Here is a 25,652-nt window from a genome sequence, read left to right as displayed (position 1 = left end):
TTAGATCCGCTTCGGGTTGAACTGGCGAGAGGAGAGGGGGTGGGCAGCAAGGCGCGAGATCAGGTCGATCACCGCCTCGCGGTCGCCATGGGCAAGCGCGTTCCAGCGAGCAAGATTCTGCTCGGCGAGCGCGACATAGCGCGTGCGCCAATTCTGGATCGACAGCGCGGCTGCAATCTGCGCCGCGGCGGCGGTGGGCTCGGCGGGATTGATGAAGATGCCGGAGGCGTCGAGCACCTCACGGAAGATCGGCGCATCGGGTGCTGCAATCGGCAGCCCGGCATATTGCGCTTCGAGCAAGGGCAGGCCGAGCCCTTCGTCATGCGAGGTGCAGACGAACAGGTCGGCCGTATCAAGCAATTCCCTGACGCGCTCGGTCGGTTGATAATCGTGCAGCGTAACGCCCGGCATGGTTTCCAGCGCCTGCCAGTCGTCGCCCCAGCCGCGCCGGCCGACGATATCCAGCGTGGCGTCGGCAAAACCTCTTCCGCGCAGTGCCCCGACGAGCGCGGCGGCCGCCTTGAAATTCTTGCGCGGCTCGACGGTGCCGAGGGCGACCAGCCGGAGCGGTCGCGGCGCAGTCGCGCGGCCGGTGCGCTGCTCCGACTGTAATCCGAACACGTTGCGCACGGAGGGACGGTACAACGTGATCTCGGCATCGGGTCGGGTATAGGCGGCGATCCGGCGCCTTGTATCGTTGGAGTTGGCAAGGAAGCGCGGATAGTGCCGCAGCGCCAGCTTGAAGGGACGCGCCATATAGAGCCGGGCACGTGCGTTCAGTTCGGCGGGCCTGGTCACCAGGAAATCATCGTGGATGTAGGGCAGCACGCGCGAGGCGAACGGCAGCAATAGCGGGCTCGGCGGAAAACCGGGGCACAGCAGTATCGCCGACGAGGTCGCAAGCCGCATCGGCAAGCCAAAGGTCTGCGTCGTCACCATCTGGCGCGTGCCGCGCGCGGTGACCGGCACCACATTGAGCGGAGCGAGCGCGGACGCGGAAAACAGTTCGAGCGTAATGCGCTCGAGTCCGGTGACGTGACGTCCGAGATGGGTGTTGTCGACGTAAATGTCCATACGATGTCCTGACGCCGGATTTACGCGGGAACAGGCCGGTAACGGCGCTGAGCGACGGGAGGCGGAGGGGCTGTCCGCCGATATTCGTCGCGCGGCAGCAGCACGGTGATCAGGACGATGAACTGTGCAAGCTGGATATTCTTGGACGAGAAGCTCACCGAGCTCGCAGCGATCGTCAACATCAGCAGCAGCATCGCCCAGACGCCGCGGTCGGCGCGTCGGATGATCTCGGTGAAGAGGCAAGCGAGCCCAATCGTCAGCGCAACGGTGTGGATGACGCCGAACTGCGCGATGCAGGAGATCCAGAAATTCTCGATACCATAGTCGAGGCCGAGCTGGCTCTGCAGTGAAGTCACCCGGACCGGATTGGGGCCGAGCAGCAATTCTTGCCAGTCGAAATACGACAGCAGGTGAAAGGTGGCATAGCGTGCCAGCGTGCTCCCCTTGTCGGAGGAGAAGCGCAGCAGCATCTTGTCGAAGATGCCGAGATCGAGCGCGGCAAATCCGACTGCGCCCGCTGCGAACAGCAGGCAGATGGCGAGGATCGCGGCCGAGAGCGGGATGCGCTTGCCCCGCAGCATGTGGAGCATCTCGATCCCGACAAGCAGTCCCATCACGATCAGCACGGTCACCAGCGCGGTCCGGCCGCCGAACGCCATGAGCGAGGCCAGGCTGAAGGCGATCAGCGGCACCCGTATCAGAATCGGAGGGCAGAGCGCCGGCCGCAGCAGCAACGCCAGCACATAGCCCGCGACCACGCCCGATGCTGTAAGGGGATGGCCGAGAAACGCCGAGGAGCGCCATTCGCCGAGGACGACGATGTCGCCCATTGTCAGCGGAATCAGGCGGTGACCTGAGAAATACTCATAATAGCCGACCACGATATTCACGAGAATCGTGACATGGATCGCCCAGGCGAGCGGCCGTCGTTGCGACGGCGAGAGCTGCCAGATCGCAAGACACAACACGACCGGCGTCAAGAACGTATCGAAGATCACCGTGAACGGCCGTTCCAGCACGAACATCTGCACCAGCAGGAACAGCCAGCAGAGCAGATAGAACAAGAGGAGCTTCGACTGCGAGAACATCCGGTCGATCTCGCCGATCGGCCCGCGGCTGCGCATCAGCAGCAGGAAAAAGGCGAGGAAGGTGAAGTACGTCGTCGGATGCAGCTTCTCGTAAAAATTTCCGCCCGCCGTCAGATAGTGGATCTTCACGTTGGTCAGCATGCCCGCCGAGAGCATGAACATCGCGACGACTGCGAGCACAAGAAAGCCCGTCGCCAGCCACTCGACAAAGGTGTCGAATGTCATCCCATGCGTCCGTGCTCCGGACGGCGTGTGCGACGCCGCGCCGGGCAGACTTAGAGGTTGGCTGGCAAAGCCGCGCGTGTTCACCGCGCCGCTCCGGGGCTGAGGCTCGCGGTTCCGTATGGTTTGAGATAGGCGGAACTGCGGTAGTAGTCGTAGAACTGCAGGCGACTGAGGTCGACGCGCGTGAGAACGGTGCCGAGAATGCGATCGGAGACCGGCGAGAGCAGGTCGATGGTGTGGGCCAGGACCTCGCGCGGGGTCTGATCCCAGGCCAGCGCCAGGATGATGCGGTCCGCAAGCTCGGCCAGCGCCCGGCCGTCAACCAGCGGCACCAGCGGCGGCGAGTCGACGATGATCAATTCGTAGCGATGACGTAAGTGATCGAGCACATCGACGATGCGGTCGGAGAACATCAGTTCGGTAATGATCTCGGCCTGCTTGACCGCGGTCGACGGCAGCACGGACAGTCCGGTGCTTTCGTCGGTCAGGATCGCCTGGTCGATAGCTGCGCGTCCCAGGGCCACGTCCAACAATCCGATGTCGGCGCGGGGGCAGAGCGAGCGGGTGAGTTGTGGGTTGCGGAGATCGCCGTCGATCAGAAGCGTCCGGATACCCAACGTCGCCAGCGACTGCGCCAGATTGCCGGCAAGCGTGGTCTTGCCTTCGCTGTCCAGGGCCGAGGTGACGAGCACGACCCTGACCGGCTGCAGCCGCATCGTCCGTTGCAGCGCCAGGCGAACCGAGCGAATCGCTTCCGCGAAGAATGTGGCGGGCTCGTCGATCGCATAGCGCATCAAAGGCGGTTGCAAGGCGGCCGGCAACAGCTTGACCGTTCTCGGATCGTGATTTTCGAGTTCGCCCCGTCCGCGCCGCCGCGCCAATCCTGCAAGCTCCCTTGTGCCGATCAACGGCACCGCGGCGAGCGCCGGCACGCCCGATATCGACTCCGCCTGCTCCAGCGTCTTGATGCGGCCGTCGAGATAGTCGGCCCCGAAGGCGAGCACGGTTCCCAAGCCGAGGCCGAGCATCCCGGCAAGGCCCAGGATCAGCATGGTCTTCGGCGAGGAGGGACGGATCGGAACGCTGGCTTTGGTCACCACCCGCGAATCCGGCAATTCGAGGCTTTCCTGCGACGTCGCTTCCTTCGAGCGCGCCAGATAGGATTCATAGAGAGTGCGGTTGGCTTCGGCCTCGCGCTGCAACTCATGCAGCCGTACCTGGGCCTGGCTCGAAGTATTGGATACGTTCTGCAACTGCTCCAGGCTCTGGCTCAGCGAGTTTTCGCGGGAGAGCGCCACGTCGTAATCGTGCTTGGTGCTCTCGAGGATCCGCTTGATTTCCTCGTTGATCAGCCGCTGGGTGTCCTTGAGCTGCGCGCGCACATTGGTGACGAGCGGATGCCGCGCGCCGTATTTGCTGGAGAGATCGGCCTCGTTCTTGGCAATATCGGCATATTGCGTCCGCAACTTCGTGATCATATCCGACGAAATCGCCGCATTGATGCCGCCGGGGTCGCCACCGGATTTGGCGATCTGCTGCACCTGGTCGTATTTGGCGCGCGCCTCCGCGGTCTGCACCCGCGCGGCGATCAGCTTGTTGTTGAGGTCGGTGATCTGCTGGTCGTTGACGGTCACGCCCTGCGACACCGTCAGATTGTTGGCGGATCGGAAATCCTCAACCGCCTTCTCGGAGGCGACGACCCTCGACTTGAGATCGTTGATCTGGCCGCCGAGCCAGTTAGCCGCGATGCGGGTCGCGTCATTCTTGGCGCGGACCTGATCCTCGAAATAGGCGTCCGCGACCGCATTGGCGATAATAGCGGCCTTCGACGGCGATTCCGAGCTGACATTGATATCGACCAGGAAGGTCGTGCCTTGCCGAGTCACCTTCATGCGCTTCTGCAGGATTTCGATCGAACGCGCGCGCGCCGCGTCTTGCGGATCCGCCGCGCCTTCGGGCGCAGCCGAGGCGAACAGCCGCTTGATCGGATCGAGGAGGCCTGGTGTCGGGATGAATTCCGGATCTTCCGTCAGCTTCAGCCTGCGGACCACACGGTCCAGGATCGCGATCGACTGGATCAGCAATGACTGGCTTTCGATGGTTGCATCATCGGTGCCATAGTTCGAAAGCGCGGTCTGGCTGTTGGTCTCGACAGCGGCGGCTCGGCGTGGATCGACCAGCACGGTCGCGGTTGCCGTATATAAAGTCGTGGCCAGCAGGCAGTAGGTCAGCCCGAGCGCGACCAGCACGACAGCGGGCAGGATGGCAAGCTTGTAGCGGCGGCGCAGGATACGCGCCATCTCGCGCAGATCGACGGTCGGAGCCTGCCAGCGACTTGCGGCAGGTTCCGTCCTCTCTTCCGGAGGGCGAGGCAGGTGCTCAGAACTGCGTTGTAACATTCAATCCCACCAGGTGTTTGTCGTAGCTGAAAGTCGGAATGTTGCTTTCGCGCGACGTGAAGCGGTAGTAGACCGCGATCGCGGCGAAACGATTCAGCAGATATTTGACGCGGGCATCGGACGTGGTGACCTGATCCTTGCGCGGCTGCCCGAAGAAGCGGTCGATCTCATAGGCGCCGTAGAACGAAACGATGACGTTGCGACGGAACTCATAGTCCAGCCCGAACTGCACGGCGTTGGCGAGCACGCCGCTCGCACTCGTGACGGAAGTCTCCGTGACGATCTGCTCGGCGTTGAAGTGAACGTCGATCATTCGCGTCGGGCTCCAGGTCAGCCTGGCGCGATAGGTCGGGCCTGCGATCGTGCCGATAGTCGGATCTACGAACTGTTGCTGCACATAGCCGAAGCCGATTTCGCCGGTGATCAGGCGCGCCAGTCCGAGGGTGACGCCGGTGAGCGCACGATAGCCCTGGGAGCTCAGCGGCTGGAGAGGCTGGCCGCGGAGGTCGCGCACATTGCCCTCGGCGCTGCCGAACCAGCCAAGGGTCTCGGAAAACGCATAATCGATCCGGCTATGGAGCGAGTAGATCTGTCCGTCGCGGGCATCCTGGTTGATGGTCCTGCCGTCCTGCGAGACGGTCGAGCCGTAGTCGTAGGAATCGGTGCTGAATCCGACGGAGGTGGTCAGCCGGTTGAATTCCTTGCGGAAGGTCAAATCGCCTGAGTACCAGTTATAAGGTGTCGGCGCGATGGCGTTGGCGGGCGAACTCAGCGAGCCGACGCCCTCGTTGAGATGCGCGATCTGGAAGCTGCCCAGCAGCGCCATGTCATGAGCAATGTCGATCCAGCCATTGCCCTTCAGGCTGGCATTGGTCTGGTTGAGGCTGGAGTTCTGCTTGTAGACCGTCTCCTGGACATCGAGCTTAAGGTCGAGACCGTGCCGCTCCCATAGGCTATGGGCGCGCAACTGCGGCTCGACTACCGCCGCAACGTCACTGCGGATGTCGGTATTCGACGCGAACACGTTGCTGTCGAAGAACCCGCCGGTGATCAGCGACGGATTGAACATCCACGAGCCCGAACGAATGCCCACTGGTTCATAGCCAGGCTGCAGGCGGCCTTTCACGGGCGTGTCCTCCGGCGGTATGTCCTCACGGGTGTCAGGATCGGTCAGCTTGGGTAGCGGGGATGGCTCGAAGATTTGTTGCGCATTCCATGGCGGCGCCACCTCCTCATTAGGCCAGGGGAGCACCTGTGCTTCCGCCGGTGATCCGAGTCCAAGCACAATCGCAGTAACCGGCGCGGGTACGATCGTCAGTCCGCGGCGACCGAACGCGACGAGCGAACGGGCTCGCCACCCACTCGTTCCAATCGCGTTCAACCAGCCAAATGCAGTCGTGCGTCCCATAATCCATCCCTTGCGGGAACTCTGGAGCGGTGAAGTTCTGAGGCCCGGCTGCCCGTGCTCACAAATTCACCGCGGACTGCGCATTGACATGGCAGCCCTTTGCACTTGTTACGCGCGCACGACGGAGCATTGCTGGTTTGATCAGAGAACGTCTTCCCGCGCATTAACGTGCGTCGCGGGAAAAAGTTTTCTGCATTGCAGAATAATACTCATCGCAAATCGACGACACTATGGCAGCGCGCATGACGTAAATGTTTACGCGCGTGATTTGCGAGCGAGATTGCTCCGTCGAACGAGCCACTCAGAAGTAGCGCTCGGGAACCCGGATGTTGTCGCCGGGAAACACCAGGATCGGTGCATCGAGCGCGTAGATCTCCTCCGCTGGACTGCCCGATCGGCGCAGATAGACCTTGCCCTCGTTGGCGCGATAGGTGAATCCGCCGGCACTGGCGACCGCATCCATCACCGTCAGACCAAGGCGGTACGGATACTCGCCGGCCTTCTTGACCTCGCCGAGGATGTAATAAGGTCTGTACGCGACGATCTCGACGTTCACCTTCGGATCACGCACGATGTCCTTCGATAGCGCGGATGTGATCGCGCGTTCCAACTGCTTGGTCGTCATGCCGGACGCCCTCATGCGTCCTGCAAGTGGAATCGAGACCTGACCGCTCGCGTCGATTTCATACTCTCCCGTGATGTCGGGCTCCCCATAGACCTTCACACGCACTCTGTCGTTCGGGCCGAGCACGTAGGTCCCTGTCGAGAACGCATGCGAGCCGGTTTGCGTTTGAGCCGACGCGCAAGTTGCAAAACCCGCGATACTCGCCAAAACGAACGCAAATAGAATATTGCGTGGCGCCGCGCGGGCGACACGGATTGATTGTTGCTGCATGACTGCATCCCCACGAAAGTCCCGTCAGTAACGGCGCGGAGCATAAGTGAGCAAACAAGGCGAAAAAATGTGGGTAGTGGTTCCGCGACAGCTCCATGCGGTTCCATGGTCGCGCAGCGTTAATGGCGCCATCGTCTGTCACAGGACCAGAATCGCTGTTCCTTCGATGGCGATGCAGGTCAGCGTCCCGCTTCTCCACGCGCCGGTGTCGATATTGATGCGGTTATGCCTGATGTCGGGATGGGGAACCGGGGTGTGGCCGTGCACGACATATTTGCCGTGATCTTCATCCGACCTGAGAAACTCCTGGCGGATCCAAAGTAGATCCTCCGGATGCTGTTGCTCGACCGGAACGCTGGGGCGCACCCCGGCATGGGCAAAGAAGAAGTCACCACAGATAAAGCTGTCGAGCAGGCATTGCAGGAACAGGACATGCGTGCGTGGGAAGACGTTGAGAAAGCGGCGTTGCAGGTTGACTTCGGAGACGGGCACGTCCCGCGGAAACACGCCATAGGAGGCGAGCGTCTGCATGCCGCCGAGCCGCCGCCACTGCGCGAACGCCGCCGGATCGTCAAGAAAGTGTTGCAACAGCTCTTCATGATTGCCACGCAGGCAAACCGCGTGGTTCCTGACGAGGCGAACTGCCAACAGATCGAGCACGGTCTTGGAATCGGGGCCGCGGTCGATATAGTCGCCGAGATAGATCTCGAGCGCGTAGCGGATCGGCCGCCGGGCTATGTCGTCGTCGATACGCGCAATGGTCTCGGCGAGCAGGTCGGCGCGTCCGTGAATGTCGCCGACCGCGTAGATGCGCGTGTCTGCGGGAGCCGAAGGTGCAACGTAGTGCGGATATGCAACTGGCGGCCGCATCATCGACTGCTTCGATCATGGAACCGTCATGAGGTCAATCGGCGGCGCCGCCGCAGCGGCACCTGTTCCCGTTTCCCTTGCCTGTATAAAGTCTAGAAGAAGATCATTCGGATGAGCAGAATGATCACGATCCAGGCAAGCATGTTCGTCAGGATGATGCGGTTCCTCAATTTACGCCCCGCAGGATCGAGTCGTTTTGGTTCAGGGCGATCCAAACGCGCCGCGATCATTGGCGCCTCCCTGGAAAATCTTTCCGAGACAAGCGGCTTCTTCGTTAAGGCCGTTTTCGCGTGTTGACGTCCCGCAATCATCGAGAAGACCATCAATTGAAATGATCGCGTCGGGGAGAGTACGAGTGGCGCTTTAGTATGCAGTGAAAGAAATCCTTCAAAAATGATCGCACAGATTAAGTGCTTGATATAGCCGTTGGGTAGCCATTTCTGAATCGAATCCGATTCGCGCGTGGTTCCAGGTTTGCGTTAATGCATGGCTGCATCGAAACACACGCAGCGCATTTCGCGTGCACTTCAACCTAAGCGCTTCCGAACAAAACGGATTCTTTGCATCGCACAAAGCTCACGATGCCGCGATGCAAAACCGCGCGCAACATTTTCGTTTTGCTGCCCCATTTCGCTCAAAGAGTTCGTAGAGTTATACCGCCGCGCGATCGAGACGCGTCTCTGCTACGCAGGAAAATTCGCAATTGCGAAGGTGCCCGCGAGACGGGCAGTGACGGTCTGCGTCGTCGCGCTTGTGACCTCTTTGGGTTCAACAGAGAGAGCGAGAGCAAATGGCCGCCATCGTCACAGCCAACTTCGACCAGGACAGTATCAGGTCGCTCCGCAACAAGCGGAGCACCATCTCGATGCGGCCGGTCGAATATGCCGGCAGCAATTCATATAGCCCCTATCGAGCAAAGCGCCCGCGCGGCGCGGTGCGGACTGAGCCGGGTTCTTCCATCTCAAAGCGCATCTTCGATATCGTAGTTGCAAGCGCAGCGCTGTTGTTCTTCGCGCCGCTCTTGATCGCGATCGCCATCGGCATCAAGCTGACGTCGCGAGGACCGGTGTTGTTTCACCAATACCGGTACGGCTATCGAAACCGGCGCTTCAAGATCTACAAGTTCCGCTCGATGCGGACCGACGCCGGCGACGTGCGCGGCGTCAAGCAGACCGTGCAGGGCGATTCCCGAGTCACCCCGATCGGCAGGATCCTGCGCAAGACGAGCCTCGATGAAATCCCGCAATTGATCAATGTCATCAAGGGCGACATGTCGCTGGTCGGCCCGCGCCCGCATGTCCCGGGCATGCTGGCCGCCGAGCTGCCTTATGAGGACCTCGTGCCGTATTACTTCCAGCGCCACAGCGCTCGGCCCGGGATCACCGGCCTTGCGCAGGTGAGCGGCTGCCGCGGAAGCACGGTTGAGGCCGGCCGCGCGATCTCGCGGATCGATTACGACCTCGACTACATCGAGCGCTGGTCCTTGCGCATGGACGTCATGATCATCGTGCGCACCGTCCGCCGCGAATTCCTGTCCGGCAGCGGCTTCTAGCCCGCCGACATCCAAGCATCACAACAAGGGGAGCGACAGAATGCTGCAGCCACGCGGCCGCATAGTCCCAGTTCTTTTGTCGGGCGGAACCGGCTCGCGGCTCTGGCCGCTGTCGCGCGAGAACCAGCCGAAGCAACTGCTCGCGCTGCTCGGCGAGAAGACCTTGCTGCAGCAGACGGCGAACCGTGTGACGGAGCCGTCGCTGTTTGCCGATCCGATGGTGATCGCCAATGCCGAGCATCGCTTTGCCATTGGCGAGCAACTGCGCGCGGCCGGCATCGCCAATCCGACCATGGTGCTGGAGCCGTTCGGACGAAATACGGCGCCGGCGGTCGCGATCGCGGCGCTTCTCGCCAGCGAGGTTGATCCCGGCGCGGTGATCCTGGTGACGCCGGTCGACCACTGGGTGCGCGATCACGCGGCGTTCCGCGCCGCGATCGCGAGCGGGCTACCGGCGGCGCGCCGTGGACAGTTTGTTCTGTTCGGCCTCAAGCCGACCGGGCCTGCGACCGGATATGGCTACATCCGCATGGGCGGCGGGATCGCCGATCTTCCCGACATCCGCAAAGTCGCGGGCTTCGTCGAGAAGCCCGACGCCGTGACCGCGGAGCGCTTGCTGGCCGGCAATGATCATCTGTGGAACAGCGGAATCTTCCTGCTGCCCGCACGCGCCTTCATCGATGAACTGGCGCGGCACGAGCCCGCGATTCTGGATGCCTGCCGCGCGGCGCTGGCCGGCGCGACGCGCGATCTCGATTTCCTGCGATTGGAAGAGAAGGCATTCGAGTCCTGCCCGTCCATCTCGGTCGACTACGCGGTGATGGAAAAGACCGACAAGGCCATGGTGGTGCCCGCCAGTTTTGACTGGAGCGACGTCGGAAGCTGGTCGGCACTGTGGACCATGGGCGAGAAGGACGCATCCGGCAATGTCGTGATCGGCGATGCGGTGGCCGAGGACAGCTCCGGCTGCTACGTGCGGGGAGACGGCCCGCTGGTTGCCGCCCTCGGCGTCGAGGATCTCGTCATCACCGCTTCGCCCGACGTGGTGCTGGTGACCAAACGCGAGCGCGCCCAGGATGTCGGCAAGCTGGTGGAGCGGTTGAAGGCCAACGGCCATCGCGCCGCGACGCAGACCCACAGCGTGCACCGTCCGTGGGGTTACTACACGTCGATCCATGCCGGCGACCGCTTCCAGGTCAAGCGCATCACTGTCAACCCGGGCGCCAAGCTATCGCTGCAGAAACATTTTCACCGCGCCGAGCATTGGGTGGTGGTGAACGGCACCGCGATCGTCACGCGGGACGACGAGGAGGTGCTGCTCCGCGAGAACGAATCGATCTTCGTTCCGCTCGGCTGCATGCATCGCCTGGAAAATCCGGGCAAGGTTCCGCTCAACCTGATCGAGGTGCAGTCGGGCACGTATCTTGGGGAGGACGACATCGTCCGGGTGCAGGATATCTACCACCGGGTGTGACGTGGCGGCCGCAAGCCAATCCGGCGGGCGGCGTCTCGGAGTATCCTATCCGCATCAACATATAACGGAGGGAATGGACATGGGTGCCAAGCAGCAGGCCAAGGATCTCTTGAAGGATGCATTCCCATCGATCTGGCTGCAGTGGCACTTCATGCATCGCCCGAAATCGGCGGAGCGGGAACTTTCCTATCTCGACAAGATTATCCCGGACGATGCGGTCACGGTCGACATCGGCGCCAATTGCGGGCTCTACACGCGAAAGCTGGCGCGGCTTTCCCGCGAGGTCCACGCCTTCGAACCCTCGCACGACATGGCGCGCCTGCTGCGGCGGACATCTGCTTCAAACGTCAGCGTGCACGAGATCGCGCTGTCGGACCACGAAGGTGACGCCGAACTCTTCATTCCGCGCGGCGACACGGGTCTGGTCCACGGCCTTGCCTCGCTTGAGCGGCGTGTGATGGCGTCGGCCGATCCGATCGTCGCCGCCCAGGTGCCGATGGCGCGACTGGATTCGGTGATGCATCAAGAGGTCGCCTTCGTGAAGATCGACGTGGAAGGGCATGAGCTCAACGTCCTCAACGGTGCCGTCGAGCTCCTGGAGCGCTGCCAGCCGGTGTTCCTGGTGGAAGCGGAGGATCGTCATCGGCCGGCCGCGACGGAATCGGTGTTCGATTTCTTCCGGCAACGGTTCTACCGTGGTTTCTTCCTGAAGGAAGGCGATGTGGTCGACGTCGAAAAGTTCGATGTCGAGGAGCTGCAGGATGCGGCGGCGCTCGAGGCGGATGGTGGCCGCAAGGAAGGGCGGTTCTACATCAACAATTTCTTCTTCTTCCCGCAGCATCTCGATGGCGAGTCGATGCTGGTCAAATGATGACCGGTGCGGCCGCTGCGATCATTTGGTCAGACAGGATAAGTCATGCATATCACGATGGTCGGCGCCGGTTATGTCGGACTGGTGTCGGGGGCGTGTTTCGCCGACTTCGGGCACTACGTCGTTTGCGTCGACAAGGATGAAAAGAAGATCGCAGCGCTGAACAAGGGCGAGATCCCGATCCACGAGCCCGGGCTTTCGGAGCTGGTGGCGAGAAACATCGCGCAGGGCCGCCTCGCCTTCGTGACCGACTTGAAGGGGGCGGTCAGCCGTTCCGAAGTCATCTTCATCGCGGTCGGCACTCCGTCCCGCCGCGGCGACGGCCACGCCGATCTTTCCCATGTCTACGCCGCGACGCGCGAAATCGCCGCGGCCTTGCCGGAGTCGGCAGTCGTGGTGACGAAGTCGACCGTCCCGGTCGGCACCGGAGACGAGGTCGAGCGCATCATCCGCGAGGAGAAAAAGGACGCAAAATTTGCCGTCGTCTCCAATCCCGAATTCCTGCGCGAAGGGGCCGCGATCCAGGACTTTAAGCACCCCGACCGCATCGTCATCGGCACGGAGGATGCCTTTGCGAGGGAGGTGATGGCGGAAGTCTACCGTCCGCTGCATCTCAACACCTCGCCGATCCTCTACACCAGCCGCCGCACCGCGGAGCTGACGAAATATGCCGCCAACTCGTTCCTTGCGACCAAGATCACCTTCATCAACGAGATCGCCGATCTTGCCGAGAAGGTCGGCGCCAATGTCCAGGAGGTCGCCCGCGGCATCGGGCTCGACAACCGCATCGGCTCGAAATTCCTGCATGCCGGTCCGGGCTTCGGCGGCTCCTGCTTTCCCAAGGATACGCTGGCGCTGATCAAGACCGGCCAGGACCACGAGGCCCCGCTGCGGATCGTCGAGACGGTGGTGTCGGTGAACGACCAGCGCAAGCGCGCCATGGCGCGCAAGGTGGCGAATGCCTTCGGCGGCAACATCCGCGGCAAGACCATCGCCGTGCTCGGCGTCACGTTCAAGCCGAACACTGACGACATGCGCGATGCGCCGTCGATCCCGTTGATCACGGCCCTGCAGGATATGGGCGCGACGATCCGTGCCTTCGATCCGGTCGGGATGGAGCAGGCCAAGAAGGTGTTCGAGAACGTCACCTTCTGCCGCGACGCTTATGATTGCGCGCGAGGAAGCCATGCGATCGTGATCGTGACGGAATGGGAGCAGTTCCGCGCGCTCGACCTGAAGAAGATGGCAACGATCATGGCAACACCCGTGATCGTCGATCTCCGCAACATCTATTCGCCCGAGGATGTGACGCGGAACGGTTTTCATTACTGCGGCGTTGGCCGGCCGAAGCCGCTGGCGTATTAGCGCAATCGCCGATCAGATTGAAAGGTCGCCCCAGCGAAGCTGCGCTCCCTCTCCGGCTTGCGGGGGAGGGCGGGGTGGGGGTGCCTCCGCATTGGGGCTCTCCGAGTGGAGAGAGCCCTCACCCGGCGCTACGCGCCGACCTCTCCCGCAAGCGGGAGAGGTGAAGATTCAGCGCCGACCTCCAATCCGTGGAGGCCGGCGTTTTGCTTTCGGCTGCGGCCCTGACTCCCAAGTCACTCCTCCGTCTTCATCTCCAGCCCCAAGTCGCGCCAAAATCGCCGTTCCCGGGCAAAAAGAACGGCACGATCACCCGTTTGCCGGGCTGGTGGTGTCTCACTCTCGCTTGACAAAACTATTTTAAGCATAAAATATCTCCTGACTTCGGCTCCTGGGAACGCTCAGATCCTCCGACGGCCGAAGGTGAGGAGACAGCCATGCGCATCGTCTGCATCGGGGGCGGGCCGGCCGGGCTCTATTTCGGCATCCTGATGAAGATGCTCGATCCGGCGCACCGGATTTCGGTGGTCGAGCGCAACCGCCCCTACGACACTTTCGGTTTCGGCGTCGTGTTTTCGGATGCGACCATGGACAACATGCGCAAATGGGATCCGGTCACGGCGGATGCGATCGAGCAGGCTTTCAACCACTGGGACGATATCGAGGTCCTGATCAAGGGCCGCCGGATGCGCACCACCGGCCACGGCTTTGTCGGCATCGGCCGCAAGCGCCTGCTCAACATATTGCAGGCGCGCGCCGAGGAACTCGGCGTTGAACTGGTCTTTGAGCGCGAGGTCGAGTCCGACCTCGAATTTCCGGATGCCGATCTGATCGTTGCCGCCGACGGCGTGAACTCGAAGATCCGCACGCGCTATGCCGATAGCTTCCAGCCCGACATCCTGATGCGGCCGAACCGCTATATCTGGCTCGGAACCAACAAGCGCTTTGATGCCTTCACCTTCGACTTCCGCAAGACCGAGCATGGCTGGTTCCAGGCGCATATCTACAAGTTCGAGGAGGGTGCGGCGACTTTCATCGTTGAGACCACGGAGGAGGCATTCCTTGCGCATGGTCTCGACAAGCTCGATCAGGACGACTCCATCGCGTTCTGTGAGAAGATCTTCGCCGAAATTCTCGATGGCCATTCGCTGGTCTCCAATTCGCGGCATCTGCGTGGCTCGGCCTGGCTTTCCTTCCCGCGATTGATCTGCGGCAAGTGGACCGCGTTCAACGGCAACAGCCATGTCGTGGTGATGGGCGATGCCGCGCATACCGCGCACTTTGCGGTCGGATCGGGGACCAAGCTTGCGCTCGAGGATGCGATCGAACTGACCAACCAGTTCAAGCAGCTCGGCGCGACGCCGGACAAGATTCCCGCGGTACTCGCGGCCTACGAGGAACTTCGCCGCGTCGATGTCGCGCGGATCCAGAATGCCGCGCGCAATGCGATGGAGTGGTTCGAGGTGGTCGGCGCGCGCTATGCCGATACGCTGGAGCCAGAGCAGTTCATGTATTCGCTGCTGACGCGTTCGCAGCGCATCAGCCACGAGAATTTGCGGCTTCGCGACAAGACATGGCTCGAAGGCTATGAGCGCTGGTTCGCTGAACGCGCCGGGCTGCCGGATTCTAATGATCGCGTGGCGCCGCCGATGTTGACGCCGTTCCGTATCCGCGGCTTATCATTGCCCAACCGCATCATCTGCTCGCCGATGGCAATGTATTCGGCAGAAGAGGGCGTGCCGAACGATTTCCATCTGGTGCATTTCGGCGCCCGCGCGCTCGGCGGCGCCGGGCTGATCTTCACCGAGATGACCTGCGTGTCGCCGGAGGCGCGGATCACGCCGGGCTGCTGCGGATTGTGGAACGACGAGCAGGCGAAGGCCTACAAGCGCATCGTCGATTTCGTCCACGCCAATAGCGCGGCCAGGATCGGCATTCAGCTTGGCCACTCCGGACGCAAGGGTTCGACCCGCGTGGCCTGGGAGGGAATGGACGAGCCGCTTGCCGAAGGAAACTGGCCGCTGGTGTCAGCCTCCGCTGTTCCCTATCTGCCCGATGGTCAGACGCCGGAGCCGATGACGCGCGCCGAACTGGTTGAGGTGCGCGAGCAGTTCGTCGCCGCGGCGCGGCGTGCGGTGCGGGCCGGCTTCGACATCCTCGAACTGCATTGCGCCCACGGTTACCTGCTGTCGAGCTTCCTCTCGCCGCTCACCAACCGCCGGACGGACGAATATGGCGGCGACATCGAGAACCGCGCGCGCTATCCGCTGGAGGTATTTCGGGCGATACGTGACGTGTGGCCGCAGGACAAGCCGATCTCGGTGCGCCTGTCATGCCATGACTGGGCCGAGGGCGGCAACACGCCGGATGATGCGCTTCAGTTCGCAAGGCTGTTCAAGCAAGCCGGCGCCGACCTGATCGATTGCTCCTCGGGCCAGGTCTGGGCTGACGACCATCCGGTCTATGGCCGGCTCTATCAGACGCCGTTTGCCGACAAGATCCGCAACGAGGTCGGCATTGCGACCATTGCGGTCGGCGCGATTTCCGAGGCCGATCACGCCAATTCCATCATCGCCGCCGGCCGCGCCGATCTCTGCGCTATCGCGCGCCCGCATCTTGCGGATGCGGCCTGGACGCTGCACGAGGCCGCCAAGATCGGGGTGAAGTCGATTGCCTGGCCGAAGCAGTATCTCTCCGGCAAGCCGCAATATGAGGCCAATCTGGAGCGCGCGGCAGCGGGAGCGAAAGCATGACCCGGAATTTCTGGCCCGACGCGCATGCGCTCATCACCGGTGGCGGCTCCGGCATCGGCGCGGCCACGGCACGAGCGCTGGCCGAAGCCGGCGTACGCGTGAGCGTTGCAGGCAGGAGGCCGGATGCGCTTGCCGAGACTGCGGCGTCCATTGGGGCGCGTGCCGGCGCGGTTCTGCCTGTCGATGTGACCGATGAAGTCGCGGTCGCCGAGGGCATCAAGCGGATCGAGGCCGAGGTCGGCCCGATCGACATTCTCGTCAACAATGCAGGCAAGGCATTGAGCGCGCCGTTCGAGAAGACGGATGCGGCTCTATGGTCGGACATGCTGGCGAGCAATCTCTCCAGCGTGTTCCTGGTGACTCATGCCGTGCTGCCCGGCATGGCGCAACGTGGCCGCGGGCGCGTCGTCAACGTATCGTCCACGGCGGGCCTGACCGGCTACGCTTACGTCTCGGCCTATGTCGCCGCCAAGCACGGCGTGGTCGGGCTGACGCGCGCGCTTGCGCTCGAATATGCGCGCCGCGGCGTCACCGTGAATGCGATCTGTCCGGGCTATACGGATACTCCGTTAGTGGCGGATGCGGCCGCCAACATCGTCGCCAAGACCGGCCGCAGCGAAGCCGAAGCACGCGCAGCCCTGGCGAAAGTCAATCCGATGCAGCGGCTGGTCACGCCTGAGGAAGTCGCGGACACCATTCTTTGGCTCGCTTCCTCTAGCTCATCGTCCATCAATGGACAGGCCATTGCCGTCGCAGGCGGCGAGGTCTTCACGGGATAAAAGAAACGCCCAAGGAAAAAATCATGTCTGAGATGAAAGCAAAGCTCCGGCCGTTCAAGGACTATCAGGCGCGCCATTTCAAATGGGCAACCGATGATGATGCCCGCGTCGCCACGATCACGCTGAATCGGCCGGACAAGAAGAATCCGCTGACGTTCCAGTCCTACGAGGAACTGCGCGATCTCTTCCGCGATCTCGCCTACGCCTCAGATGTCCGCGCCATCGTGCTGACCGGGGACGGCGGCAATTTCTGCTCCGGCGGCGACGTGTTCGAGATCATCGAGCCGTTGACGCGGATGGCGATGCCCGACCTGGTCGCGTTCACGCGCATGACCGGCGACGTCGTGAAGGCGATGCGCAAATGCCCGCAGCAGATCGTCGCCGCAATCGACGGCATCTGCGCCGGCGCCGGCGCGATGCTGGCGCTCGCCTCCGATCTGCGGCTGGCGACGCCGCAGGCCAAGACCGCCTTCCTGTTCACGCGCGTGGGCCTCGCCGGCGCCGACATGGGCGCGTGCGGATTGTTGCCGCGGGTGATCGGGCAGGGCCGCGCGGCTGAGCTGCTCTATACCGGTCGGGCCATGAGCGCGGAGGAGGGATTTGCCTGGGGCTTTCACAATCGCCTGGTGCCGGCGGCGGAACTGCCGACCGCGGCCTATGAACTCGCCCGTTCGCTCGCCGATGGTCCGTGGTTCGCGCATGGCATGACCAAGACGATGTTCAGCCAGGAATGGGCGATGGGCATCGACGAGATGGTGGAGTCGGAAGCGCAGGCGCAGGCGATCTGCATGGCGACCGGTGATTTCCGCCGCGCCTTCGAGGCGTTCGCCGCCAAGAAGAAACCGGTCTTCGAGGGGAATTGAGCCTTTGACGGGAATAAGCACATGATCGAACTCCTGCAGCCCGAAGGCTGGGCCCAGCCGGTCGGCTATGCCAATGGCGTTGCCGCGCGCGGCAAGATGATCCTTGTCGCCGGCCAGATCGGCTGGAACGCGCAATGCGTGTTCGAGACTGACGACCTCGTGGAGCAGATCGGGCAGACCCTGCGCAACGTCGTCGCGGTCGCCGCCAGCGGCGGCGCAAAGCCGGAGCATATCGTGTCGATGACCTGGTTCCTGCTCGACCGCCGCGAATATTCCGCGCGGCTGAAAGAGATCGGCGCCGTCTACCGCGACATCATGGGCCGCCGCTTCCCGGCGATGACGGCGGTCCAGGTCTCCGGCCTGATCGAGGATCGCGCCAAGGTCGAGATCCAGGCGATCGCGGTGGTTCCGGATTGAGGTGGTGAGAGCGTTAACCTAAGCACGCTCCACCTCCAACAAACCCGCTTGCGACGCGGGCTTGGGCCATGCGACGCTGGTGCGTCGAGCGAATGCTTTCGTCATGGCCGGGCTCGTCCCGGCCATCCACGTCCTTGGTTCAGCGCGGACGGCGTGGATGCCCGTCACAAGGCCGGGCATGACGCCGCGAGTGGAGTAGGGCGATGAAGGCGATTATCGTTGGCGGCGGGATTGGCGGGCTCACGACGGCGCTGATGCTGCGGGCTCGCGGCATCGCTTGCGAATTGTTCGAGCAGGCGGAGACGATCCGCGAGCTCGGGGTCGGCATCAACACCTTGCCGCATGCAATCCGCGAACTCGCCGGGCTTGGCCTGCTTGACGCGCTCGACAAGGTCGCGATCCGGACCCATGAACTGTTCTACCTGACGCGCCATGGCCAGCAGGTCTGGCACGAGAAGCGCGGACTGGACGCCGGCCACGACGTGCCGCAATTCTCCGTCCATCGCGGCCGTCTGCAGGGCGTCATCCATCAGGCTGTGGTCGAGCGGCTTGGCGGCGAGGCGATCCACACCGGCTGCCGGCTCGGCGCGTTCACGCAGGATGAAGGCGGCGTCACGGCCTATTTCTTCGATCGTGCGGGGGCACATATGCACACCGCTCGCGCTGATATCCTGATCGGCGCCGACGGCATCCACTCGAAAGTGCGCGAGACGCTGTTTCCGAACGAAGGCCCGCCGTGCTGGAACGGCCTGATGCTGTGGCGCGGTGCCGCCGACTGGCCCGCGTTCCTGACCGGCCGCTCGATGATCATCGCCGGGGGCCTGAACGCCAAGGCCGTGATCTATCCGATCGCGGAAGGCTCGAGCCCGGCCAGCCGTCTCACCAATTGGGCGGTGATGGTGCGGATCGGCGATGGCGCGTCACCGCCGCCGCGCCGCGAGGGCTGGTCGAATCTCGGCAGGCGGGAAGAGCTGATGCCGCATGTCACAGGCTTCTCGATCCCGCAGGTGGACTTTGCGGCGCTGGTCGGCGCCACGCCGGAATTCTGGGAGTATCCGTGCTGCGACCGCGATCCCTTGCCCTATTGGACGAGCGGGCGCGTCACCTTGCTCGGCGATGCCGCGCATCCGATGTATCCGGTCGGCTCCAACGGCGCCTCACAGGCCATCCTCGATGCGCGGTGCCTCGCGGACGCGCTGGCGCGCTCCGAACATCCGCGCCAGGCGCTGGTCGCCTATGAACGCCAGCGCCTGCCGATGACCGCCGACATCGTCGCCTCCAACCGCCGCGGCGGGCCGGAGGGCGTGATCGATGCGGTCGAGCAGATCGCCCCGCAGGGGTTTACGGATATCGACACCATCCTCAGCTACGAGGCGCGGGAAGCCATCGTGCGCGGTTATGCCGCCAAGGCCGGCTTCGCCGCCCGCGTGGTGGCGCGGCAGTAGCTCGGTGCCTACCTCTCCCCAGCGGGGAGAGGTCGGATCGCATCGTCAGATGCGATCCGGGCGAGGGGGGCGGTGTCCATGATGGAGCGAAACCCCTCACCCGGCGCTTCGCGCCGACCTCTCCCTTCGGGAGAGGTGGAAAGTGGCGCCCCATCCCGAGCTACGAACTTAAGCAGCCGCCGGCGGCGGCAGGAAGTGGATGTTGTACTCGGCCGCGAGCCGGACCACGTCATCCGGGTTCTGCTCCCGCATGTTGTGGATCGCCCAGAACAAATCGTAGAGCCGGCGCGTGGGCGACACCCAGAACAGCGTCTTCGCCGCCTGCTGTGACTTGTTGAAGATGCCGTGCGGCTTGCCCATCGGCAGGCGCACGAGATCGCCTGGCGTCGCCGATTCATCGGCGCCGTCGAGCATGAAGTCGAGCTTGCCTTCGAGGATGTAAAGATACTCGTCCTGGTCGGGATGGATATGCGGCGGCACGAAGGTGCCGGGCGGAAACGTCGCATGCCAGGAGAACGAATGCTCGGTGCGGTTCTTCGGCACATAGGTCTGGCCGAGGATGTTCCAGGTGATGCCCTGCATGCCCTCGTTGGCGCGCGTGATGCCCGCGATCTCGTCGTTCATTGTTCCACTCCCTCGCTTACTTGCCTGAGCAATCCTTGGCGTAACGGTCGCCGTAATTCTCGAACACCTTCTGTACGATTTCGGTCTGGAACTTTCCATCAGGACGTTTAGCGACCTGGGTCAGGTAGAAGTCCTGGATCGGATAGCCGTTGGTGTTGAATTTGAAGCTGCCGCGAAGCGAGACGAAATCAGCCTTCTTCAGCGCCGCCGCGACCGCCTCCTTGTTGGAGAGGTTGCCGTTCACCGCTTTCACCGCGCTGTCGATCAAGAGCGCCGCATCATAGGCTTGCATGGCATAGGTGCCGGGGACGCTCTTGTAGGTGGCCTCATAGGCAGCGACGAACTTCTTGTTCTGGGGATTGTCGAGGTTGGGCGCCCAGTTGGCGCCGCCGAACATGCCGACCGCCGCATCCTGCTGCGCCGGCAATGTCGATTCATCGACGGTGAAGGCTGACAGCACGGGCACGGTGGCGCCGGCCTGCTTGTACTGCTTCACCAGATTGACGCCCATGCCACCCGGCATGAAGGTGAACAGCGCATCCGGCTTCAGCGAGGAGATTTTTGTCAGTTCGGGCTGAAAGTCGAGCGTGTTAAGTGGCGTATAGGATTCGTCGACGATCTCGCCCTTGTAGTCGAGCTTGAAGCCGGCCACCGAGTCGCGTCCGGCCTGGTAGTTCGGCACCAGGAGATAGACCCGCTTGTAGCCGCGATCCTGTGCAACTTTGCCGAGGATCTCGTGCACCTGGTCGTTCTGATAGGAGGTGACGTAGAAGAACGGGTTGCATTCCTTGCCGGCGTAGCTCGAGGGCCCGGCATTGGGCGAGATCAGGAACGTCTTGTTCTCGGTCACGGGGCGATGGATCGCCTGCAGGATATTGGAGAAGATCGGCCCGACCACGAAATCGACCTTGTCGCGCTCCAGAAGCCCGCGCACCTTGGTCACCGCGCCATCCGGCTTGAGCTCGTCGTCGACATTCACGACCTCGACCTCGCGGCCCGCCATCTTGCCGCCGAGATCCTTGATCGCCAGCGCAAAGCCGTCGCGCGCCTGTTGGCCGAGCACCGCGGCGGGCCCCGACGTCGTCACGATGACGCCGATCTTGATCTTCTCCTGCGCTAGCGCAGGTCCGGCAGCAAGGGCGAACAGCGCCGCCAGTCCTGCCAACTTCAATGCCCGTTTCATGGTCTGTCCCCGCGCCAACAAAGATCAAAATCCCGCGCCACAGCTTATTCTGACGACGGCAAACGCCGCAAGCGAATGCCTCGCCGCGTCTCGACCGCCAGCGGATCGTATGCGGGCCCGCATGCAAGCGCCGCGCCAAATTGCTTGAAGCTTAAAGAGATCCCGCGATATCATGGGGCATCGCTCATTCGGCTTGCGATATGCCGCGAATTGCTTGAAGGTCAAAACGATCGGCTGCGATTGGCGCCGCGAAAGGCGTGACTACCCATGATGCTTGATTCCGAGACAAAAGCGGTCGAACTGCCGGAAGATCACGGCACCGAGCTTCGGCTCTGGCTTCGGCTCCTGACCTGCACCACCCTGATCGAGGGCGAGGTGCGCAGCCGCCTTCGCGAGCGCTTCGACGTTACGTTGCCGCGTTTCGACCTGATGGCCCAGCTCGACAAGGTGCCTGATGGCATGACGCTGTCCGATCTCTCCAAGCGGATGATGGTATCGAACGGCAATGTGACCGGTCTGGTCGAACGGCTGGTGGAATCCGGTCATCTCGATCGCCGCACCTCGGAGACCGATCGGCGCGTGCAGTTCATCCGGCTGACAAAGCTCGGCCGCGCCGAGTTCCGCAAGATGGCCGCCGAGCACGAGACCTGGATCGCCGATGTCTTCGCCGACCTCTCGCGCAAGGATATCAGCGAATTGATGCGGCTGCTCGCCAAGACAAAGGCGTCGGCGCAGCGATCGGCCAAAGCGCGGACGCCATGAGCGACGTCGACTACGAGGTCGAATACAACAACCGCGCGCGGGTACCGGAACATCCCGCGCTGATCGAAGGCTGGGCCAGGGACGCGGCCGCCTATCGCGCGCAGCATGCGCCGCGCCGCATCGCCTACGGCCCGGGCAATCGCCACACCATTGATTTGTTTGAAAGCAGCGAGGGGCCGATCGTCGTCTTCATCCACGGCGGCTATTGGCAGGCGCTCGACGGCTCCTTCTTCAGCCATTGCGCGCGCGGGCTCAATGCCCACGGGGTCACGGTCGCCGTGCCGAGCTACGATCTCTGTCCCGCCGTCACTATTGCCGACATCATCGGCCAGATGCGAGATGCCTCGCGCGAACTGGCTCGGCTCGGCCGACCGCTGGTAGTGAGCGGCCATTCCGCGGGCGGGCATCTCGCCGCCTGCATGCTCGCGACCGATTGGGCGAGGTTCGATGCGTCGCTGCCGAAACGGCCGGTCATATCGGCCTATTCGATCTCGGGTCTGTTCGAGCTCGCGCCGCTGGTCGAAACCTCGATCAACAAGGCATTGCGTCTGGATGCCGCGGCGGCCGAGGCTGCAAGTCCGCTGTTCTGGCGGCCGCCGGCCGGAACAGCGCTGGATGCGGTGGTCGGCGAAACCGAAAGCGCCGAATATCATCGGCAAAGCCGCGCCATCGTCGAACAATGGGGCGCGGCCGGCGTTGCCACCCGCTACGGCGCCGTCGCCGCAGCCAATCATTTCACCGCGATCGCGCCGCTCGCCGATCCGGACTCGGCGATGGTCGCGCGGCTGCGCGAATTGGCGCAGGCCTGAACATTCCGGCGAAGCGCAAAATCGGCTCTTGCGTGAAATTGTTTTAAGTATAAAATTGTTGCCGGATACGCTGCCGGGCGTCCTCGATGTGTGATCGTGAGCATTCTTGCTGGAAAGCGAGGGGCGATGGATATGGCAGTTCTTGCACCGAAGCTGGGCCCTTCCGCCCATGTCGACACGTTCACGCGCGATAATCTTCCGCCATTCCATCAATGGCCGGACCTGCTGCTCGACCGGCCTGAATTTCAATATCCAGAATATCTCAATGCCGCAGTCGAACTGACCGACCGCATGGTCGAGAAAGGCTTTGGCGACCACACTGCGCTGATCGGCAACGGCCGCCAGCGCACCTACAAGGAATTGACCGACTGGTCCAACCGCCTTGCGCATGCGCTGGTCGAGAACTACGGGGTCAAGCCCGGCAACCGCGTGCTGATCCGCTCCGGCAACAATCCGGCCTTCGTCGCCGCCTGGCTCGCCGCGACCAAGGCCGGCGCCGTAGTCGTCAACACCATGCCGATGCTGCGCGCCGGTGAACTGGCGAAGATCGTCGATAAGGCGGAAATCTCGCTGGCGCTAACTGATAGCCGTATCGCCGACGAACTTGTCGCCTGTGCCAAGACCAGCAAATTCCTCAAGCAGGTCGTCAATTTCGACGGCACGCAGAATCACGACGCCGAGCTCGATCGCGTCGCATTGAGCAAGCCGGTGCGGTTCGACGCGGTCAAGACTGGCCGCGATGACGTGGCGCTATTAGGATTCACATCGGGCACGACCGGCGAGCCGAAGGCGACGATGCATTTCCACCGCGATCTCCTGATCGTCGCGGACGGCTATGCGAAGGAAGTGCTTGATGTCACCGAGAACGACGTCTTTGTCGGCTCGCCGCCGCTGGCCTTCACGTTTGGCCTCGGCGGGCTTGCGATCTTTCCTTTGCGGTTCGGCGCCACCGCGACGCTGCTGGAAAACGCCGCGCCGAACCAGATGGTCGAGATCATCGAGACCTACAAGGCCACGATCTGCTTCACCGCGCCGACCGCCTACCGTGCGATGATGGCCGCGATGGACAACGGGGCCGATCTGTCATCGCTGCGCATCGCTGTTTCCGCCGGCGAGACGTTGCCGGCGCCGGTGTTCGAAAGCTGGACCAGGAAGACCGGTAAGCCGATTCTCGACGGCATCGGCAGCACGGAGATCCTGCACATCTTCATCACCAACCGGATCGGCGATGCCGTGGCGGGCACGACCGGACATCCGGTTTCCGGCTATGAGGCAAAAATCGTCGACGACGACATGAACGAGTTGCCGCCCGGCAAGGTCGGTAAACTCGCGGTGCGCGGCCCGACCGGGTGTCGCTATCTCGCGGATGCGCGCCAAACCAAATATGTGCGCGATGGCTGGAACCTGACCGGCGACGCGTTCGTGCGCGACGAGAATGGCAGGCTCTCCTTCGTCGCCCGCGCCGACGACATGATCATTTCTTCTGGCTACAACATCGCAGGTCCCGAGGTCGAGGCCGCGCTGCTGACACATCCAGATGTCGCGGAATGTGCGGTGGTCGGGCAGGTCGATGAAGAGCGCGGGCAGATCGTCTCGGCCTATGTCGTGCTGAAGCAGGGCTGCCGCTGCGACGAGTTGCAGGTCAAGCTCTTGCAGGATCACGTCAAGGCCAGGATCGCGCCGTACAAATATCCCCGCGCCATCAGCTTTGTCGATGCGCTGCCGAAAACGCAGACCGGCAAGGTCCAGCGCTTCAAGTTACGCGAAGCGAGCTGAGCTCGGACAATTCAGTCCTGCTCTTCCCGCATCCGGCCGATCAGGAGGTCGGCCACCAGCCGGCAGGACGGCGACAGGTTTCGGCTCGCCAGCCGGACCATGGTGACTTGCGTTGCCTCCAGCCGCTTGTCGCGGAGCGGCACGGCAACGAGCAGGCCCGCCTCCAGCGCCTGCACGGCTGCGACGCGCGGCAGGAAGGTGGCGAGATCGGTACGGGCGGCGAGCCTCTGTGCGAAGGCGAGCGAGTTGGTCACGGTGCAGACCTCGAGTCTCACCTTGGCCTGCGCGCAGGCGCGGTCGACCTCCTGACGGATGCCGAAGGATGGATCGGGGACCACGACGCGCAGGCCCGCGAGTTCCTTCACCGTGCAGCTCGCCTTGTTCGCCAGCGGATGGCGCGGCGAGACGATCAGGCACAGCGATTGCCGCATCCGCCCGAGCTCGATCAGGTCGCTGCGCGGCGCGCGGCCGAACACGAAGCCGAGATCGACATCGTTGTGGCCGACCTTCTCGGCCACGTCCCGCGAGCCCACCATCGTCATCGAGATCGAAATGCCCGGATATTGGCCGGCAAGGTCGACGGCGAAATTCGACAGGAAGCTCATCAGCATGCCCTCGACGGTAGCGATCCTGACCCGCCCACGCCGTGAGCTGTCGAATTCCTGCACCTTGACGCGGATGCCGTCGAGCTGATTGCGGTTCTCGACCGCGTAGCGATAGAGCAGGTGACCGGCGCCGGTGAGCTGCATCCCGCGTGGGCCGCGCTCGAACAGCTTCACCGAAAGCTCCTCCTCGATCGCCTGCATTTGCCGGCTGATCGCGCTCGGCGCGATCCGCAGCGAAGCCGCCGCCTGCTTGATCGAGCCGCATTGCGTGACCTCGCGGAAATATCGGATGGCGGCTGACTCGATCATGTGGATTGATCCTCCCCTTGCGGCCTGCCCAACAACGCGGCAGGCACTGACCAGGGGTCGAATTATTCGACCTCAGACCTCTAATTTCAATGCTTTTATTCGAATGCTA

General features: G+C 63.0%; 22 protein-coding genes. 12 read left to right on the top strand and 10 right to left on the bottom strand.

The genetic code is table 11. The features are described from left to right. The 7 genes from ACZXDY_RS11130 to ACZXDY_RS11100 form a co-directional block, all read right to left on the bottom strand. Window positions 1-1,074: a glycosyltransferase gene (locus ACZXDY_RS11130; protein ID WP_464345505.1), complete on the bottom strand. Its 1,074-nt coding sequence runs from the start codon at window positions 1,072-1,074 to the stop codon at window positions 1-3. A gap of 20 nt (window positions 1,075-1,094) precedes the next feature. Beyond that, complete coding sequence (locus ACZXDY_RS11125; protein WP_051396845.1) at window positions 1,095-2,387, bottom strand: VpsF family polysaccharide biosynthesis protein; 1,293 nt, start codon at window positions 2,385-2,387, stop codon at window positions 1,095-1,097. Window positions 2,388-2,467: 80 nt separating this feature from the next. Then, window positions 2,468-4,786 (bottom strand): polysaccharide biosynthesis tyrosine autokinase, encoded by a 2,319-nt coding sequence (locus ACZXDY_RS11120; RefSeq protein WP_464345504.1) that lies wholly within the window; start codon window positions 4,784-4,786, stop codon window positions 2,468-2,470. Further along, window positions 4,767-6,038, bottom strand: a complete 1,272-nt coding sequence (locus tag ACZXDY_RS11115) for an outer membrane beta-barrel protein (RefSeq protein ID WP_245287355.1) — start codon at window positions 6,036-6,038, stop codon at window positions 4,767-4,769. Before ACZXDY_RS11115 ends, ACZXDY_RS11120 begins: the two co-directional genes overlap by 20 nt. A 457-nt stretch (window positions 6,039-6,495) precedes the next feature. Next, window positions 6,496-7,089: a polysaccharide biosynthesis/export family protein gene (locus ACZXDY_RS11110; RefSeq protein WP_051396847.1), complete on the bottom strand. Its 594-nt coding sequence runs from the start codon at window positions 7,087-7,089 to the stop codon at window positions 6,496-6,498. Window positions 7,090-7,227: 138 nt separating this feature from the next. Beyond that, window positions 7,228-7,962, bottom strand: coding sequence for a metallophosphoesterase family protein (locus tag ACZXDY_RS11105; protein WP_464345503.1), 735 nt, complete (start codon window positions 7,960-7,962; stop codon window positions 7,228-7,230). 89 nt (window positions 7,963-8,051) lie between these two features. Continuing rightward, window positions 8,052-8,189: a hypothetical protein gene (locus tag ACZXDY_RS11100; RefSeq protein ID WP_155255278.1), complete on the bottom strand. Its 138-nt coding sequence runs from the start codon at window positions 8,187-8,189 to the stop codon at window positions 8,052-8,054. A gap of 560 nt (window positions 8,190-8,749) precedes the next feature. On the opposite strand from ACZXDY_RS11100, the gene ACZXDY_RS11095 reads away from it, so the two are divergent. The 9 genes from ACZXDY_RS11095 to ACZXDY_RS11055 all read left to right on the top strand — a co-directional run bounded on the left by ACZXDY_RS11095 (window position 8,750) and on the right by ACZXDY_RS11055 (window position 19,475). After that, the gene (locus ACZXDY_RS11095; RefSeq protein ID WP_028165262.1) at window positions 8,750-9,511 is read left to right on the top strand and encodes a sugar transferase; all 762 of its coding nucleotides are present in this window, start codon (window positions 8,750-8,752) and stop codon (window positions 9,509-9,511) included. Window positions 9,512-9,551: 40 nt separating this feature from the next. Next, window positions 9,552-10,985 (top strand): mannose-1-phosphate guanylyltransferase/mannose-6-phosphate isomerase, encoded by a 1,434-nt coding sequence (locus ACZXDY_RS11090; RefSeq protein ID WP_464345502.1) that lies wholly within the window; start codon window positions 9,552-9,554, stop codon window positions 10,983-10,985. 79 nt (window positions 10,986-11,064) lie between these two features. Then, the gene (locus ACZXDY_RS11085; RefSeq protein WP_464345501.1) at window positions 11,065-11,856 is read left to right on the top strand and encodes an FkbM family methyltransferase; all 792 of its coding nucleotides are present in this window, start codon (window positions 11,065-11,067) and stop codon (window positions 11,854-11,856) included. Between the two features lie 45 nt (window positions 11,857-11,901). Next, window positions 11,902-13,221 carry a UDP-glucose dehydrogenase family protein gene (locus tag ACZXDY_RS11080; protein WP_130227821.1) on the top strand — a complete coding sequence of 440 codons (1,320 nt, stop codon included), beginning with the start codon at window positions 11,902-11,904 and terminating at the stop codon, window positions 13,219-13,221. Window positions 13,222-13,655: 434 nt separating this feature from the next. Then, window positions 13,656-15,971: a bifunctional salicylyl-CoA 5-hydroxylase/oxidoreductase gene (locus ACZXDY_RS11075; protein ID WP_464345500.1), complete on the top strand. Its 2,316-nt coding sequence runs from the start codon at window positions 13,656-13,658 to the stop codon at window positions 15,969-15,971. Beyond that, on the top strand, window positions 15,968-16,750 hold the full coding sequence (locus tag ACZXDY_RS11070) for an SDR family NAD(P)-dependent oxidoreductase (protein WP_464345499.1): 783 nt from the start codon (window positions 15,968-15,970) through the stop codon (window positions 16,748-16,750). Before ACZXDY_RS11075 ends, ACZXDY_RS11070 begins: the two co-directional genes overlap by 4 nt. A gap of 23 nt (window positions 16,751-16,773) precedes the next feature. Then, on the top strand, window positions 16,774-17,613 hold the full coding sequence (locus ACZXDY_RS11065) for an enoyl-CoA hydratase family protein (RefSeq protein ID WP_464345498.1): 840 nt from the start codon (window positions 16,774-16,776) through the stop codon (window positions 17,611-17,613). A gap of 21 nt (window positions 17,614-17,634) precedes the next feature. Beyond that, window positions 17,635-18,030, top strand: coding sequence for a RidA family protein (locus ACZXDY_RS11060; RefSeq protein WP_028165269.1), 396 nt, complete (start codon window positions 17,635-17,637; stop codon window positions 18,028-18,030). Window positions 18,031-18,233: 203 nt separating this feature from the next. Continuing rightward, window positions 18,234-19,475: a flavin-dependent oxidoreductase gene (locus tag ACZXDY_RS11055; RefSeq protein ID WP_464345497.1), complete on the top strand. Its 1,242-nt coding sequence runs from the start codon at window positions 18,234-18,236 to the stop codon at window positions 19,473-19,475. A gap of 168 nt (window positions 19,476-19,643) precedes the next feature. Here ACZXDY_RS11055 and ACZXDY_RS11050 read toward each other — a convergent pair whose 3' ends face one another. Next, window positions 19,644-20,099 carry a cupin domain-containing protein gene (locus ACZXDY_RS11050; RefSeq protein WP_464345496.1) on the bottom strand — a complete coding sequence of 152 codons (456 nt, stop codon included), beginning with the start codon at window positions 20,097-20,099 and terminating at the stop codon, window positions 19,644-19,646. 16 nt (window positions 20,100-20,115) lie between these two features. Further along, window positions 20,116-21,282, bottom strand: a complete 1,167-nt coding sequence (locus ACZXDY_RS11045) for an ABC transporter substrate-binding protein (protein ID WP_464345495.1) — start codon at window positions 21,280-21,282, stop codon at window positions 20,116-20,118. 267 nt (window positions 21,283-21,549) lie between these two features. On the opposite strand from ACZXDY_RS11045, the gene ACZXDY_RS11040 reads away from it, so the two are divergent. The 3 genes from ACZXDY_RS11040 (at window position 21,550) to ACZXDY_RS11030 (ending at window position 24,629) form a co-directional block, all read left to right on the top strand. Continuing rightward, on the top strand, window positions 21,550-22,044 hold the full coding sequence (locus ACZXDY_RS11040) for a MarR family winged helix-turn-helix transcriptional regulator (RefSeq protein WP_028165273.1): 495 nt from the start codon (window positions 21,550-21,552) through the stop codon (window positions 22,042-22,044). Beyond that, window positions 22,041-22,853 carry an alpha/beta hydrolase gene (locus tag ACZXDY_RS11035; protein WP_464345494.1) on the top strand — a complete coding sequence of 271 codons (813 nt, stop codon included), beginning with the start codon at window positions 22,041-22,043 and terminating at the stop codon, window positions 22,851-22,853. Before ACZXDY_RS11040 ends, ACZXDY_RS11035 begins: the two co-directional genes overlap by 4 nt. Window positions 22,854-22,985: 132 nt before the next feature. Continuing rightward, window positions 22,986-24,629, top strand: a complete 1,644-nt coding sequence (locus ACZXDY_RS11030) for a benzoate-CoA ligase family protein (RefSeq protein ID WP_464345493.1) — start codon at window positions 22,986-22,988, stop codon at window positions 24,627-24,629. 11 nt (window positions 24,630-24,640) lie between these two features. Here the strand turns inward: ACZXDY_RS11030 and ACZXDY_RS11025 are convergent, their stop codons facing one another. After that, window positions 24,641-25,543: a LysR family transcriptional regulator gene (locus tag ACZXDY_RS11025; protein WP_464345492.1), complete on the bottom strand. Its 903-nt coding sequence runs from the start codon at window positions 25,541-25,543 to the stop codon at window positions 24,641-24,643. Window positions 25,544-25,652 lie beyond the last annotated feature (109 nt).

It is taken from the genome of Bradyrhizobium sp. LeoB3, assembly GCF_055456055.1.
Note: the sequence above shows the minus strand (reverse complement) of the source record. Positions and strands in the feature narration are given on the sequence as shown.

What these genes read in the sequence shown, in the direction of transcription:
- ACZXDY_RS11130 (WP_464345505.1), bottom strand. Translation starts at nt 1,074, where the DNA reads ATGGACATTTACGTCGACAACACCCATCTCGGACGTCACGTCACCGGA.
- ACZXDY_RS11125 (WP_051396845.1), bottom strand. Translation starts at nt 2,387, where the DNA reads ATGACATTCGACACCTTTGTCGAGTGGCTGGCGACGGGCTTTCTTGTG.
- ACZXDY_RS11120 (WP_464345504.1), bottom strand. Translation starts at nt 4,786, where the DNA reads ATGTTACAACGCAGTTCTGAGCACCTGCCTCGCCCTCCGGAAGAGAGG.
- ACZXDY_RS11110 (WP_051396847.1), bottom strand. Translation starts at nt 7,089, where the DNA reads ATGCAGCAACAATCAATCCGTGTCGCCCGCGCGGCGCCACGCAATATT.
- ACZXDY_RS11105 (WP_464345503.1), bottom strand. Translation starts at nt 7,962, where the DNA reads ATGATGCGGCCGCCAGTTGCATATCCGCACTACGTTGCACCTTCGGCT.
- ACZXDY_RS11100 (WP_155255278.1), bottom strand. Translation starts at nt 8,189, where the DNA reads ATGATCGCGGCGCGTTTGGATCGCCCTGAACCAAAACGACTCGATCCT.
- ACZXDY_RS11095 (WP_028165262.1), top strand. Translation starts at nt 8,750, where the DNA reads ATGGCCGCCATCGTCACAGCCAACTTCGACCAGGACAGTATCAGGTCG.
- ACZXDY_RS11090 (WP_464345502.1), top strand. Translation starts at nt 9,552, where the DNA reads ATGCTGCAGCCACGCGGCCGCATAGTCCCAGTTCTTTTGTCGGGCGGA.
- ACZXDY_RS11085 (WP_464345501.1), top strand. Translation starts at nt 11,065, where the DNA reads ATGGGTGCCAAGCAGCAGGCCAAGGATCTCTTGAAGGATGCATTCCCA.
- ACZXDY_RS11080 (WP_130227821.1), top strand. Translation starts at nt 11,902, where the DNA reads ATGCATATCACGATGGTCGGCGCCGGTTATGTCGGACTGGTGTCGGGG.
- ACZXDY_RS11075 (WP_464345500.1), top strand. Translation starts at nt 13,656, where the DNA reads ATGCGCATCGTCTGCATCGGGGGCGGGCCGGCCGGGCTCTATTTCGGC.
- ACZXDY_RS11070 (WP_464345499.1), top strand. Translation starts at nt 15,968, where the DNA reads ATGACCCGGAATTTCTGGCCCGACGCGCATGCGCTCATCACCGGTGGC.
- ACZXDY_RS11065 (WP_464345498.1), top strand. Translation starts at nt 16,774, where the DNA reads ATGTCTGAGATGAAAGCAAAGCTCCGGCCGTTCAAGGACTATCAGGCG.
- ACZXDY_RS11060 (WP_028165269.1), top strand. Translation starts at nt 17,635, where the DNA reads ATGATCGAACTCCTGCAGCCCGAAGGCTGGGCCCAGCCGGTCGGCTAT.
- ACZXDY_RS11055 (WP_464345497.1), top strand. Translation starts at nt 18,234, where the DNA reads ATGAAGGCGATTATCGTTGGCGGCGGGATTGGCGGGCTCACGACGGCG.
- ACZXDY_RS11050 (WP_464345496.1), bottom strand. Translation starts at nt 20,099, where the DNA reads ATGAACGACGAGATCGCGGGCATCACGCGCGCCAACGAGGGCATGCAG.
- ACZXDY_RS11045 (WP_464345495.1), bottom strand. Translation starts at nt 21,282, where the DNA reads ATGAAACGGGCATTGAAGTTGGCAGGACTGGCGGCGCTGTTCGCCCTT.
- ACZXDY_RS11040 (WP_028165273.1), top strand. Translation starts at nt 21,550, where the DNA reads ATGATGCTTGATTCCGAGACAAAAGCGGTCGAACTGCCGGAAGATCAC.
- ACZXDY_RS11035 (WP_464345494.1), top strand. Translation starts at nt 22,041, where the DNA reads ATGAGCGACGTCGACTACGAGGTCGAATACAACAACCGCGCGCGGGTA.
- ACZXDY_RS11030 (WP_464345493.1), top strand. Translation starts at nt 22,986, where the DNA reads ATGGCAGTTCTTGCACCGAAGCTGGGCCCTTCCGCCCATGTCGACACG.
- ACZXDY_RS11025 (WP_464345492.1), bottom strand. Translation starts at nt 25,543, where the DNA reads ATGATCGAGTCAGCCGCCATCCGATATTTCCGCGAGGTCACGCAATGC.